The sequence below is a fragment of the Streptomyces sp. A5-4 genome (assembly GCF_051131715.1).
Lineage (GTDB): Bacteria > Actinomycetota > Actinomycetes > Streptomycetales > Streptomycetaceae > Streptomyces.
The window spans coordinates 2,901,672-2,915,901 of record NZ_CP178591.1 but is presented as its reverse complement, the minus strand read 5'-3'; the positions used below and the strand labels follow the sequence as shown (position 1 = coordinate 2,915,901).

Genomic DNA, 14,230 nt, shown 5'->3' with positions numbered 1-14,230 from the left:
CGCGGATCAGGTGAGACGGGCCAGTTCGGCGGCGAGCGGCGCACGCAACCGCTGCGCGTCGACCCGCTCCAGCCGCACATCGGCGCAGCCGACCCACTTCGCCGCCTCTACGAGTGCCTCGGCCATCGGCCGGACCGCCTTCGGTCCCTGAAGCGAAACCTGCCGCGCCACCAGGGTCCTGCCCTCGCGCGCCGGGTCGACGCGGCCGAGCAGCCGCCCGCCCGCCAACAGTGGCATCGCGAAGTACCCGTGCATCCGCTTCGGCTTGGGGACGTACGCCTCCAGGCGGTGCGTGAAGCCGAAGATCCGCTCGGTGCGCGGCCGGTCCCAGATCAGCGAGTCGAAGGGCGACAGCAGGGTCGTGCGGTGGCGCCCGCGCGGTGTGCTCGCCAGGGCCTCGGGATCGGCCCAGGCCTGCTTCTCCCAGCCCTCGACGTCGACCGGGACCAGTCCCGAGTCGGCGATCACGGCCTCGACCTGCTCACCCTTGAGGCGGTGGTAGTCCGCGATGTCTGCGCGGGTACCCACTCCGAGTGACTTTCCGGCCAGCTGCACGAGCCGGCGCAGGCACTCGGTGTCGTCCAGGTCGTCGTGGTGGACGGCGTCCGGGACGGCCCGCTCGGCCAGGTCGTACACCCGCTTCCAGCTGCGCCGTTCGGTACACACCACCTCCCCGTACATCAGTGCCCGCTCGACGGCGACCTTCGACGCCGACCAGTCCCACCACTCGCCGCCGTTCTTCGCGCCGCCCAGCTCGGTGGCGGTCAGTGGCCCTTCGGCGCGCAGCTGTTTGATCACGGTGTCGTACGCGCCGTCCGGCAGGTCGTGGTGCCACTGCGGGCGGGCGCGGAAGGCGCGACGGCGGAAGGCGAAGTGCGGCCATTCCTCGATGGGCAGGATGCAGGCCGCGTGCGACCAGTACTCAAAGGCGTGACCGTCGGTCCAGTAGGCGTCGTCCACCGTCGTACGCCCCACGGCGCCGAGGCGGGCGTACGGAATCAGCTCGTGCGAGCGGGCCAGCACCGAAATGGTGTCGAGCTGCACGGCGCCCAGGTGCCGCAGCATGCCGCGCACCCCGCCTCGCCGGTCGGGCGCGCCCAGGAATCCCTGCGCGCGCAGGGCGATTCTGCGGGCTTCGTCGGCGGACAGGGAGGCCGTGGGCGGCAGCAGACTCGTCATGGCCGAACCCTAGAGGCACGCACTGACAAGCCCGGGGTGGCCTGCGGCGATTCAGGACTTGCCGGGCAGGTACGGGTGCTCGGCCGGCAGGCCGATGTCGGACGGGAGCAGCGCGCCGACCCAGGCGTCCCGGCGGACGCCCTTGTTCACGATTCCGGAGCGCTGGGTGCCCTCCAGGACGAAGCCGACCTTCTCGGCGACCGTGCGTGAGGCCGTGTTGCCGACCTCGGCACGCCATTCCAGGCGTTCCACCCCCACCGCGGTGAAAACCCAGTGTGCGAGGGCCAGCGCCGCCTCCGTGACGTAGCCGCGGCGGCGCTGCCCCGCCGCCGCCCAGAAGCCGATCTCCGCGGTGTCGCTCTGCCTGTGCGTGGTCGTGGAGATCGCGGCGACCAGCTCGGCGCCGTCCCGGGTCAGCACGGCGAAGGAGTGGACGGTGCCCGCGCGCCAGCCGTCCGGTGCCTGTAGGGCGACGAAGCTCTCCGCGTGCGCGCGCTCGTACGGGGAAGGAATCGTCGTCCAGCGCTGGATTTCGGGGTCCTGGCAGGCCAGGAGGACGGCATCGGTGTCGGCCTGCTGGAAGGGGCGCAGGAGCAGCCGTTCGGTGGTGAGGATGACGGGCTTCATCGGCCGATTCTCGGCTCCTCGGCCACCCGGCCACCAGACCTTTTCGGGGGAGCCCGGCACCTTCCGGGTGCTCCGGCCGTTCTCTTTGCGGGTGACAGTGGGCCTTCATGCCAGTGGACCTCCCGGCGTGGCGAGGTCCTCGCTTACGATGGCCGTTGCGGTGGGGCCCACCTGCCGTGCCCGCGTACCTCCAGTGCACAGGCCCGACCGGCAAGGAGACCAACCTCAGTGTCCGTCTTCAACAAGCTCATGCGTGCAGGCGAAGGCAAGATCCTGCGCAAACTGCACCGCATCGCGGACCAGGTGAAGTCCATCGAAGAGGACTTCGTGAACCTCTCCGACGCCGAGTTGCGGGCGCTCACCGACGAGTACAAGGAGCGGTTCGTCGACGGCGAAAGCCTGGACGACCTGCTCCCCGAGGCGTTCGCGACCGTTCGCGAAGCCGCCAAGCGTGTTCTCGGTCAGCGCCATTACGACGTTCAGATGATGGGTGGCGCCGCCCTGCATCTCGGCTATGTCGCGGAGATGAAGACTGGTGAGGGCAAGACCCTCGTCGGCACGCTCCCCGCTTATCTGAACGCCCTGTCCGGCAAGGGCGTCCACCTGATCACGGTGAACGACTACCTGGCCGAGCGCGACTCCGAAATGATGGGCCGGGTCCACAAGTTCCTCGGTCTTGAGGTCGGCTGCATTCTCGCCAACATGTCGCCCGCGCAGCGCCGCGCCATGTACGCCTGCGACATCACGTACGGCACGAACAACGAATTCGGCTTCGACTATCTGCGCGACAACATGGCGTGGTCCCAGGACGAGCTCGTCCAGCGCGGCCACAACTTCGCGATTGTCGACGAGGTCGACTCGATTCTGGTCGACGAGGCGCGTACGCCGTTGATCATTTCGGGACCGGCCGACCAGGCCACCAAGTGGTACGGCGACTTCGCGAAGCTGGTCACCCGGCTGAAGAGGGGCGAGCCGGGCAATCCCCTCAAGGGCCTTGAGGAGACCGGCGACTACGACGTCGACGAGAAGAAGCGCACGGTCGCCATTCACGAGCCGGGCGTCGCCAAGGTCGAGGACTGGCTGGGTATCGACAACCTCTACGAGTCGGTGAACACCCCCCTCGTCGGTTACCTGAACAACGGCATCAAGGCCAAGGAACTCTTCAAGAAGGACAAGGACTACGTCGTCATCGACGGCGAAGTCATGATCGTCGACGAGCACACCGGCCGTATCCTCGCCGGCCGCCGCTACAACGAGGGCATGCACCAGGCGATCGAGGCGAAGGAAGGGGTGGACATCAAGGACGAGAACCAGACCCTCGCCACGATCACCCTGCAGAACTTCTTCCGCCTCTACGGCAAGCTCTCCGGCATGACCGGTACGGCCATGACCGAGGCCGCGGAGTTCCACCAGATCTACAAGCTGGGCGTCGTGCCGATCCCGACGAACCGGCCGATGGTCCGCGCCGACCAGTCCGACCTGATCTACCGCACCGAGGTCGCGAAGTTCGCCGCGGTCGTCGACGACATCGCGGAGAAGCACGAGAAGGGGCAGCCGATCCTGGTCGGCACCACCTCCGTCGAGAAGTCCGAGTACCTCTCGCAGCAGCTCTCCAAGCGCGGTGTCCAGCACGAGGTCCTCAACGCCAAGCAGCACGACCGTGAGGCGCCGATCATCGCCCAGGCCGGCCGCAGGGGCGCCGTGACCGTCGCCACGAACATGGCCGGTCGCGGTACGGACATCAAGCTCGGCGGCAATCCGGACGACCTCGCCGAGGCGGAGCTGCGCCAGCGCGGCCTCGACCCGGAGGAGCACATCGAGGAGTGGGCCGCGGCCCTGCCCGCCGCGCTGGAGAAGGCCGAGCGAGCCGTCAAGGCCGAGTTCGAAGAGGTCAAGGACCTCGGCGGGCTCTATGTGCTGGGTACCGAGCGGCACGAGTCGCGCCGTATCGACAACCAGCTGCGCGGCCGTTCCGGCCGTCAGGGCGACCCGGGCGAGTCCCGCTTCTACCTGTCGCTGGGCGACGACCTGATGCGCCTGTTCAAGGCCGCGATGGTCGAGCGCGTCATGGCGATGGCGAACGTCCCCGACGACGTACCCATCGAGAACAAGATGGTGACGCGCGCGATCGCGTCCGCCCAGTCGCAGGTCGAGCAGCAGAACTTCGAGACCCGTAAGAACGTCCTGAAGTACGACGAGGTCCTCAACCGGCAGCGCGAGGTCATCTACGGCGAGCGCCGCCGCGTCCTGCAGGGCGAGGACCTGCAGGACCAGGTGCGTCACTTCATGGACGACACGATCGACGCCTACATCCAGGCGGAGACCGTCGAGGGCTTCGCGGAGGAGTGGGACCTCGACCGGCTGTGGGGCGCGTTCAAGCAGCTCTACCCGGTGAAGGTCACGGTCGAGGAGCTCGAGGACGCGGCGGGGGACCGCGCGGGCATCACCGCCGAGTTCATCGGTGAGTCCATCAAGGACGACATCTACGAGCAGTACGCGGAGCGCGAGTCGGAGCTGGGCTCGGACATCATGCGTGAGCTGGAGCGCCGCGTGGTGCTGTCCGTGCTGGACCGCAAGTGGCGCGAGCACCTCTACGAGATGGACTATCTCCAGGAGGGCATCGGCCTGCGCGCGATGGCCCAGAAGGACCCGCTGGTCGAGTACCAGCGCGAGGGCTTCGACATGTTCAACGCGATGATGGACGGCATCAAGGAAGAGTCCGTCGGCTACCTGTTCAACCTGGAGGTCCAGGTCGATCAGCAGGTCGAGGAAGTCCCTGTGCAGGACTCCTCCGAGAAGACCTCGCTCGCCAAGAAGGACGCCCGTCCGGAGATCAGGGCCAAGGGCCTGGACGCTCCGCAGCGGCCCGACCGGCTGCACTTCTCCGCTCCCACGGTGGACGGGGAGGGCGGCATCGTGGAGGGCGACTTTCAGGACGAGGACGGGTCCGACCGTTCCGAGGCGGACGGTCTGACCCGCGCCGAGCGGCGCAAGGCGCAGAAGGGCGGCGGCCGCCGCCGCAAGAAGTAGCAGCGGGCGGCAGCACGCACGGGTACCCGGCGGCTTCACCGCCGTCGGAGTCCCACCGGCCGCGGTGGCCCCTCCTGTGCCCCCGAGGCGCTCCTGCGCCCTTGCCTGCGGGCCCGCGTGTTGGTGGCTGCCTCCGGGCCTGTCTCGCTAGGCCGATCCTCCGCACATAGCTGAATCGGATGAACTGATGAGTTGGCCGGTACTTCGATAAGTGCGGGTCGTTGTTCTGGACGTGCCGATATCTCGTTCGTGTCGTTCCCGGGTCCAGCGCCCCCGCATGTCGGTGGAGTTGGCGCCTGTGGTGGAGAGGCGTCTGGGTGCTCTGCCTGCCTCTGCCGAGTTTCTGCGCCGGCTGGACGTGGCCGGGATCATCGACGAGCTGTGTCCTGTCCGTGAGGTGGCTCATCTGACGCACGGGCAGGTCGTCGAGGCGCTGATCGCCAACCGGCTGTCCTCGCCGACCTCGATGGTGCGGGTGGAGGACTGGGCGCGGAAGTGGGCTGTCGAGGAGGTCTTCGGCATCGAGCCGGACCTGCTCAACGACGACCGTATCGCCCGCGCTCTGGACGCGATCGCCCCGCACCTGGAGGAGATCACCGGCTCGGTCGGCGCGCAGGCCATCGCGGAGTTCGGCATCGATACCGCTCAGATCCACTGGGACATGACGTCGATCTCCATGTTCGGCGCCTACCCGGACCAGGAAGAGGAGTACGCGCAAGTCAGATACGGTCACCCCAAGGACCGGCGGGTCGACCTGAAGCAGGTCCAGGCCGGGCTGGCCGTCACCCGCGACGGTGGCATCCCCGTCTTCCACCGTGCCTACGACGGCGGAGCGGGCGAGGTCGCCCAGGTCGTCGGCGCGATGAAGGCCCTGCGGAAGATCGCCGACCGCAAGGACTTCCTGCTCGTCGCGGACTCCAAACTGGTGTCCTACCCGAATGTCACCGCCCTGCTTGACGCCCGGGTCGGATTCGTCGCCCCCATACCCGCGGCCCAGGTCAAAGCCGGCTTCTACGCCACTGCCGACCTCGGGGCCGCCGAGCTGGTCGACTACGTCAACGACCGCGACCGCGAGCGGGAGACCCCCGCCGACCAGCGCGAGTCCTACCGGGTCCTGGAAGACGTCCACGCCATGGCAGGACCACGCAAGCGCGACCCGGTCCACCACCTGCGCCGGATCCTGGTCCACTCCACCGGCAACGCGGAGGGCCAGCGCAAAGCACGCGCCAAGCGTCTGGCCAGAGCCACCGAGGATCTGGAGAAACTGCAAAACTCGGCCGGCGGCCGGTACTACACCACCGCCGAGAAGGTCCAGGCCCGGATCGGGGTGATCACCAAGTCCCGCCGGGTCGCCAGCTGCCTGCGTACCACCGTCACCGCCGGCCCCGACGGGAAACCCACTCTGGCCTGGCACTTCGACGAGGACGTCCTGGCCGCCGAAGCCGCCGCCGACGGCTGGTACTCCCTGGTCACCGCTCTGACTCCGGAGCAGGCCGACACGGCCGAGGTCTTCCGGCGCTACAAAGGCCAGGGAGTGGTCGAACGCCGCTACGGCGAGTTCAAAGGCCCCCTGGCCGTCGCGCCGCTGTTCCTGGAGCACAACCGCCGCATCACGGCCTTGATCACCGTGATCTGCCTGGCCCTGCTGGTCTACTGCCTGATCGAACGCCAGGTCCGCCAGGCCCTGGGCCCCGAGCAGACCATGGCCGGCCTCTACCCCGACAACCGCAAGGTCCGACCCACCGGCCGCATGATCCTCTACCACCTCGACGGCCTCATGCTCCGCCCCGGCACCGCCACCGACCCACCCGTCATCCTCATCAGCCGAGGAGTCCAAGCACACCTACTCGAACTCCTCGGCATCGACGAAACCCGGCCCCGCTGGCTGGAGACCTAAAGCCCCATGTGCGAAGTCACCGGCTAGGTGCGTGCTCGGGTCGCGCCCACCGGGTCGCCGCCCAGCTCCACCGCGGCGCAGCGCCAGCGGAGATCGGCCCCCTGCTCCAGCCGGAACGCCATCGCGCGCACCTGTTCACCGGCCGCGATGCTGGCGAACGCCTCGACCACTCCGGGGCGGGGGTGGAAGCCGCCGCAGTTGCGTACGACGGGCAGGGCGCCGCGGGTCCTCAGCGGGGTGCGGGGCGCGAGCTGGACCAGCTGCTCGTACGCCTCGCCGATGGTGTGCCCGAGCATCCAGTGCACCGGGCGCCGGCCGCTGAGCACCGCCAGCAGGCGCTCGGCGAACATCTCGTGCGGGGTGCTGGGGCGGGGGCGTGACCGAGACTGCGGGCGGCGGGCCGCGGATGTGGGTGTGCCGGGCCCGCGCTGATCGCCGCGTCCCTGTGGCCGGGTCCTGTCCTTGCTCATCTCTGCCCCGCTCTTTCGTGCCCGTTGGCATACCGGGCGGTAACTTCTGCTGTGGATCTTTTACGGGGGGAGCGGGGTGGCGGGCAAGGCGAGGAAGCCGTTGGGGCGGGGGCCGTCAGGATCACCTATCAGGGTGACCAGCGCGCGGTATCAGGCGGCGGGCGGCAGGTGAGAGGTCCCTCGGGTGGACGCCGCGGGGGCGGGAACGGCCACCCCGAAAGGGGACTCCGTACGTATCCTTGGGTCCGTCTCCCCGACTACGAAAGTGGCCTGCCATGCGCGTCTACGTCCCCCTGACCCTTCCCGGTCTCGCTGAGGCGCACAAGGCGGGCGAGCTGGGCCCCGGCCCGCTGGCCGCCTACGCCGTGACGCCGGGTCTGCGCGAGTGGTACGTCTCGGACGACATCGAGGAGCTCGAATACGCGGCGCTGGGCCGGGCCGCGGCCGCGTCACTGCGGCTGCTGGCCGGAGACCCGGACGCGGCGCGGCGCCGGGTCGTCGTCGCCGTCGACGTCCCGGACGAGGACGCGGTCGCCGACCCCGACCGGGGGCCGGCCGCCTCCGCCGTGGGCGAGGTGCGGCTGCCGGCCGCGGTGCCGCTCAAGAAGGCGGCGGCGGTGCATGTCGACGCCGACGAGGCCGACGCGGATGTGACGGCGGCGGCCGGGGCGCTGGGGGCGGCGGACCATGGCGACGACGACGCGCAGTTCACGGTGGACGGGGCGGAGGACCACGTACTGCTGTGGTTCGGTGTGCAGGAGATCCCGAACCTGATCGCCTGATCGCCCCGCCCGGTCGCCCGGGTGCTCCGCCCGATTGGAACCGGACCACATCGTCGGACTGCGCTGTCATACCCGGTGGGTACCGTCTATTCATGGGGAAGCACATGACGACGCACTTGGTCTGGGACTGGAACGGCACGCTGCTCGACGACATCGCGGCGGTCATCGGGGCGACGAACGCCGCGTTCGCCGAGATCGGCCTGGAGTCGATCACGCTGGCGCGGTACCGGGAGCTGTACTGCGTACCGATCCCGCTCTTCTACGAGCGGTTGATGGGACGGCTGCCGACGGACGAGGAGTGGGAGGTCATGGACGAGGCCTTCCACCGGCACTACACCGCGCACCGCATCGGGTGCGTGCTGACCACGGGCGTCGAGGAACTGCTGCGTGAATGGCGGTCGGCGGGCCGCAGCCAGTCGCTGCTGAGTATGTACGGGCACGAGGAACTGCTCCCGGTGGTGCGGGGATACGGGATCGAGCCGCACTTCATACGGGTCGAGGGGCGGACCGGCCCGTCGGGCGGCAGCAAGGTGGCGCACATGGCACGCCATGTCGCGGCGCTGGGCGGCGTCGGGCCGGAGCGGGTGGTCGTGATCGGCGACGCGGTCGACGATGCGGTGGCGGCGGCGCACGTGGGAGCGAGAGCGGTGCTCTACACCGGGGGCTCGCACAGCAGAGGAAGCCTGGAGGTGGCGGGGGTGCCGGTGGTCGACACGCTCGCCGAAGCGGTGCTGCTGGCGCAGCGCATGCAGGTCTGAGCGGGGGGCGCCGGGCCCCGGGACTCGGCGGCCGGAGACCACCGCAGGGCTCCGAAGCTGCGGGGCGTCACGTCGCTGAGCGGAGCGCGGCGGAGAACGGTCCGGGGAGCGGAACCCGGGGGCCCGCGGTCGTCGGGCGGTGAGGAGTACGTCACAGGCATCGGCGCCGGTGGCCGGTTTTCCCTAGGGGGCGCGCGTCTCTGTCCAGAGTGGCGCACTTCGTGGCCGGTTTTGTACACGGACCGGACATGACGGGGCCCCGGTACAGGGCGATAGCCTTGTCACGTGATCAGCGCGATAGCCCTCGGGGGCAGCGAAGCCCCCGGTATGCGCCCGGAGCACCACCGTGCCCGGGCCTTCGCCGATCTTCAAATCCCGGGCCTGCCGCCAAAATGGCCAATTGCGCCTCGGGTATCTCTCCGCGGCATAACGTCGACTACGACCGGACACCCCGCGTCGTGGCGTTGTGTCACCTTCTTCACCACCTACGTCACGCAACGGCGCGCGACAGGAGCCAGAGGACATGCAGACCAAGCTGGACGAAGCAAAAGCCGAGCTGCTCGCACGGGCGGCACGGGTAGCTGAGAACAGCCCGGCCGGGGGACAACTTCCGACTGGGTCGACGAGCGAGGGAAGCCCGGACCGGGAGACGCTCCTCGCGTACCTCCAGCGCTACTACCTGCACACGGCCCCCGAGGATCTGGCAGACCGCGACCCGGTCGACGTATTCGGTGCGGCACTCTCGCACTACCGGCTGGCGGAGAACCGCCCGCAGGGCACCGCGAACGTCCGGGTGTACACGCCGACCGTCGAAGAGAACGGCTGGACCTGCAGTCACACGGTCATCGAGGTCGTCACCGACGACATGCCGTTCCTGGTCGACTCGGTCACCAACGAACTTTCCCGCCAGGGGCGCGGCATCCATGTCGTGATCCACCCTCAGGTCGTCGTACGCCGTGATGTGACCGGCAGGCTGATCGAGGTCCTCACGGCCGAGGCGGGGCGCGGCGAGCTTCCGCACGACGCCGTCACCGAGTCCTGGATCCATGTCGAGGCCGACCGCGAGACCGACCGGGCCGACCTCAAGCAGATCACCGCCGATCTGCTGCGTGTCCTGTCCGACGTCCGGGAGGCCGTCGAGGACTGGGAGAAGATGCGCGACGCCGCGCTGCGCATCGCGGAGGGGCTGCCCGGCGAGCCCGCCGCCGACGACCTGCGCGAGCAGGAGGTCGAGGAGGCCCGTGAGCTGCTGCGTTGGCTCGCCGACAACCACTTCACATTTTTGGGATTCCGCGAGTACGAGCTGACCGACAGCGACGCGCTCACCGCCGTCCCCGGTACCGGACTTGGCATCCTGCGCTCCGACCCGCACCACAGCGGCGACGAGACGCACCCCGTGAGCCCGTCCTTCAGCCGGCTGCCCGCGGACGCCCGTGCCAAGGCCCGTGAGCACAAGCTCCTCGTCCTGACGAAGGCCAACAGCCGCTCGACCGTGCACCGGCCGAGCTACCTCGACTACGTCGGCGTGAAGAAGTTCGACACCGAGGGCAATGTCGTCGGTGAGCGCCGCTTCCTCGGCCTGTTCTCCTCCGCCGCGTACACCGAGTCCGTACGCCGCGTCCCGGTGATCCGCCGCAAGGTCGCCGAGGTCCTCGAAGGCGCGGGCTTCTCGCCCAACAGCCACGACGGCCGCGACCTGCTCCAGATCCTGGAGACGTACCCGCGCGACGAGCTCTTCCAGACGCCCGTCGACCAGCTCCGGTCGATCGTGACGTCCGTCCTGTACCTCCAGGAGCGCCGCAGGCTGCGGCTGTACCTGCGTCAGGACGAGTACGGGCGTTACTACTCGGCGATCGTCTACCTGCCCCGCGACCGCTACACCACGGGTGTCCGGCTGCGGTTGATCGACATTCTCAAGGAGGAGCTCGGCGGCATCAGCGTCGACTTCACCGCCTGGAACACCGAGTCGATCCTCTCCCGGCTGCACTTCGTGGTCCGTGTCCCGGCCGGCACCGAGCTGACCGAGCTCACCGACGCCGACACCGAGCGCATCGAGGCCCGCCTCGTGGAGGCCGCCCGCTCCTGGGCCGACGGTTTCGCCGAGGCCATGAACGCCGAGTGCGGCGAGGAGCGCGCCGCCGAGCTGCTGCGCCGGTACGGACACGCCTTCCCCGAGGGCTACAAGGCGGACCACTCGCCGCGTTCCGCCGTCGCCGACCTGATCCACCTGGAGCAGCTCACCCACGGCCGCAACGACTTCGCGCTCTCTCTCTACGAGCCGGTGGGCGCCGGCCCCAACGAGCGTCGCTTCAAGATCTACCGGATCGGTGAGCAGGTCTCGCTGTCCGCGGTCCTGCCGGTGCTTCAGCGGCTCGGCGTCGAGGTGGTCGATGAGCGGCCGTACGAACTGCGCTGCGCGGACCGCACGCACGCGTGGATCTACGACTTCGGCCTGCGCATGCCCAAGCCGAGCGGCAACGGCAGCAATGGCGACTACCTCGCCGACGACGCGCGGGCGCGGTTCCAGGACGCCTTCGCGGCCGTGTGGACGGGACAGGCCGAGAACGACGGCTTCAACTCCCTCGTCCTGAGCGCCGGGTTGAACTGGCGTCAGGCGGTGGTGCTGCGCTCGTACGCGAAGTACCTGCGTCAGGCCGGTTCAACCTTCAGCCAGGACTACATGGAGGACACCCTCCGGAACAATGTCCACACCACCCGGCTGCTGATCTCCCTCTTCGAGGCGCGGATGTCGCCGGGCCGCCAGCGCGCGGGCACCGAGCTGACCGACGGGATCCTGGAGGAGCTGGAAGGCGCGCTCGACCAGGTCGTCTCGCTCGACGAGGACCGGATCCTGCGGTCCTTCCTCACCGTCATCAAGGCGACGCTGCGCACCAGCTTCTTCCAGAAGACGAAGACGGGCGAGCCGCACTCGTACGTCTCGATGAAGTTCGACCCGCAGGCCATCCCGGACCTGCCCGCGCCCCGACCGGCGTACGAGATCTGGGTGTACTCTCCGCGCGTCGAGGGCGTCCACCTGCGCTTCGGCAAGGTCGCCCGCGGTGGTCTGCGCTGGTCCGACCGCCGTGAGGACTTCCGTACGGAGGTGCTCGGCCTCGTCAAGGCGCAGATGGTGAAGAACACCGTCATCGTGCCGGTCGGTGCCAAGGGCGGCTTCGTCGCCAAGAACCTGCCGGACCCGTCCGTGGACCGCGACGCCTGGATGGCCGAGGGCATCGCCTCGTACAGGACCTTCATCTCGGCGCTGCTCGACATCACCGACAACATGGTGGCGGGCGAGGTCGTACCGCCGAAGGACGTCGTGCGCCACGACGAGGACGACACGTACCTCGTCGTCGCCGCCGACAAGGGCACCGCGACGTTCTCCGACATCGCCAACGAGATCGCTGTTGCCTACAACTTCTGGCTCGGAGACGCCTTCGCCTCGGGCGGCTCGGTCGGCTACGACCACAAGGGCATGGGCATCACGGCCCGCGGCGCCTGGGAGTCCGTCAAGCGGCACTTCCGCGAGCTCGGCCACGACTCCCAGAACGAGGACTTCACGGTCGTCGGGGTCGGCGACATGTCCGGTGACGTCTTCGGCAACGGCATGCTGCTCAGTGAGCACATCAGGCTGATCGCCGCCTTCGACCACCGGCACATCTTCATCGACCCGAACCCGGACGCGGCGCTCTCCTACGCCGAGCGCCGCCGTCTCTTCGAGCTCCCGCGCTCCTCGTGGGCCGACTACAGCACCTCGCTGCTCTCGGCCGGCGGTGGTATCCATCGGCGCGACGCCAAGTCGATCCCGATCAACGCGCATCTGCGCGAGGTCCTCGGAATCGAGGCGGGCGTCAGCAAGATGACCCCGGCCGACCTGATGAAGGCGATCCTCCAGGCACCGGTCGACCTGCTGTGGAACGGCGGCATCGGTACGTACGTCAAGTCCGCCGGCGAGTCGAACGCCGACGTCGGCGACAAGGCGAACGACGCCATCCGCGTCAATGGCGAGGACCTGCGGGCCAGGGTCGTCGGCGAGGGCGGCAACCTGGGCGCGACCCAGCTCGGCCGCATCGAGTTCGCGCGGGCCGGCGGCAGGATCAACACCGACGCCATCGACAACAGTGCGGGCGTGGACACCTCCGACCACGAGGTGAACATCAAGATCCTGCTCAACGCCCTCGTGGTGGACGGTGACATGACCGTCAAGCAGCGGAACAAGCTGCTCGCCGCGATGACCGACGAGGTCGGCACGCTGGTGCTGCGCAACAACTACGCGCAGAACGTGGCCCTGTCGAACGCCGTCGTGCAGGCGCCCTCGCTGCTCCACGCCCACCAGCGTTTCATGCGCAGGCTGAGCCGCGACGGGCATCTCAACCGTGAGCTGGAGTTCCTGCCCACCGACCGGCAGATCCGCGAACTGCTGAGCAACGGCCGCGGTCTGAGCCAGCCCGAGCTCGCCGTGCTCCTCGCGTACACCAAGATCACGGTGGCGGACGAGCTGATCCACACCGGTCTGCCGGACGACCCGCATCTGCGGGTCCTGCTGCACGAGTACTTCCCCGAGGCTCTGCGGGAGAAGTTCACCGAGCAGATCGACGCGCACGCGCTGCGCCGCGAGATCGTCACGACGGTGCTGGTCAACGACACCGTGAACACCGGTGGCTCGACCTTCCTGCACCGTCTGCGGGAGGAGACCGGGGCCTCGATCGAGGAAATCGTACGGGCGCAGTTCGCGGCCCGCGCGATCTTCGGGCTGAGCAAGGTCTGGGACGCCGTCGAGGCGCTCGACAATGTGGTCGCGGCCGATGTCCAGACCCGGATCCGACTGCACTCGCGCCGTCTCGTCGAACGCGGTACGCGCTGGCTCCTCGGCAACCGCCCGCAGCCGCTGGAGATCGGCGAGACCATCGAGTTCTTCCGCGAGGGAGTGGTGAAGGTCTGGGACGAGCTCCCGAAGATGCTGCGCGGCGCGGACCAGGAGTGGTACCAGGGGATCGTCGACGAGCTGACCGGAGCGGGTGTTCCCGAGGAGCTCGCGGTGCGGGTGGCCGGGTTCTCCTCCGCGTTCCCCGCGCTCGACATCGTGGCGATCGCGGAGCGGACCGACAAGTCTCCGATGGATGTCGCCGAGGTGTACTACGACCTCGCCGACCGGCTGTCCATCACCAAGCTGATGGACCGGATCATCGAGCTGCCGCGGGCCGACCGCTGGCAGTCCATGGCCCGCGCCTCCATCCGCGAGGACCTGTACGCGGCGCACGCCGGGCTGACGCAGGACGTGCTGTCCGTCGGAAACGGGGCCTCGACGCCGGAGCAGCGCTTCAAGGCGTGGGAAGAGAAGAACGCGGCGATCCTGGGCCGCGCGCGCACCACGCTGGAGGAGATCCAGGGCTCGGACGCCTTCGACCTGGCGAACCTGTCGGTCGCGATGCGGACGATGCGGACGATGCTGCGTACGCGCGTCTGATCCGAAGGTGACAGCGGTAC

General features: G+C 69.0%; 8 protein-coding genes. 5 read left to right on the top strand and 3 right to left on the bottom strand.

The genetic code is table 11. From position 1 onward, the window contains the following. Positions 1 to 6: 6 nt before the first annotated feature. Together ACLLJJ_RS13445 and ACLLJJ_RS13440 are read right to left on the bottom strand one after the other, a co-directional pair. Positions 7 to 1,179, bottom strand: a complete 1,173-nt coding sequence (locus tag ACLLJJ_RS13445) for a winged helix-turn-helix domain-containing protein (protein WP_434590376.1) — start codon at positions 1,177 to 1,179, stop codon at positions 7 to 9. Between the two features lie 51 nt (positions 1,180 to 1,230). Then, positions 1,231 to 1,806, bottom strand: a complete 576-nt coding sequence (locus ACLLJJ_RS13440) for a GNAT family N-acetyltransferase (RefSeq protein WP_434590373.1) — start codon at positions 1,804 to 1,806, stop codon at positions 1,231 to 1,233. 228 nt (positions 1,807 to 2,034) lie between these two features. Here ACLLJJ_RS13440 and secA point away from each other — a divergent pair, with 228 nt between their 5' ends. Together secA and ACLLJJ_RS13430 are read left to right on the top strand one after the other, a co-directional pair. Beyond that, positions 2,035 to 4,836, top strand: coding sequence for a preprotein translocase subunit SecA (gene secA / locus ACLLJJ_RS13435; protein WP_434590371.1), 2,802 nt, complete (start codon positions 2,035 to 2,037; stop codon positions 4,834 to 4,836). A 277-nt stretch (positions 4,837 to 5,113) separates the two neighbouring features. Then, entirely contained in the window at positions 5,114 to 6,733 is a 1,620-nt protein-coding gene (locus ACLLJJ_RS13430) for an IS1634 family transposase (protein WP_434588209.1), read from the top strand. A gap of 23 nt (positions 6,734 to 6,756) precedes the next feature. On the opposite strand, the gene ACLLJJ_RS13425 is transcribed toward ACLLJJ_RS13430, so the two are convergent. After that, entirely contained in the window at positions 6,757 to 7,203 is a 447-nt protein-coding gene (locus ACLLJJ_RS13425; RefSeq protein WP_434590367.1) for an Rv3235 family protein, read from the bottom strand. 275 nt (positions 7,204 to 7,478) lie between these two features. On the opposite strand from ACLLJJ_RS13425, the gene ACLLJJ_RS13420 reads away from it, so the two are divergent. The 3 genes from ACLLJJ_RS13420 to ACLLJJ_RS13410 all read left to right on the top strand — a co-directional run bounded on the left by ACLLJJ_RS13420 (position 7,479) and on the right by ACLLJJ_RS13410 (position 14,210). Continuing rightward, on the top strand, positions 7,479 to 7,985 hold the full coding sequence (locus ACLLJJ_RS13420) for a DUF6912 family protein (protein ID WP_434590364.1): 507 nt from the start codon (positions 7,479 to 7,481) through the stop codon (positions 7,983 to 7,985). Positions 7,986 to 8,077: 92 nt separating this feature from the next. Beyond that, positions 8,078 to 8,743, top strand: a complete 666-nt coding sequence (locus tag ACLLJJ_RS13415; protein WP_434590361.1) for an HAD family hydrolase — start codon at positions 8,078 to 8,080, stop codon at positions 8,741 to 8,743. Between the two features lie 523 nt (positions 8,744 to 9,266). Further along, positions 9,267 to 14,210 carry an NAD-glutamate dehydrogenase gene (locus tag ACLLJJ_RS13410; RefSeq protein ID WP_434590358.1) on the top strand — a complete coding sequence of 1,648 codons (4,944 nt, stop codon included), beginning with the start codon at positions 9,267 to 9,269 and terminating at the stop codon, positions 14,208 to 14,210. The last annotated feature ends 20 nt before the right edge of the window (positions 14,211 to 14,230 follow it).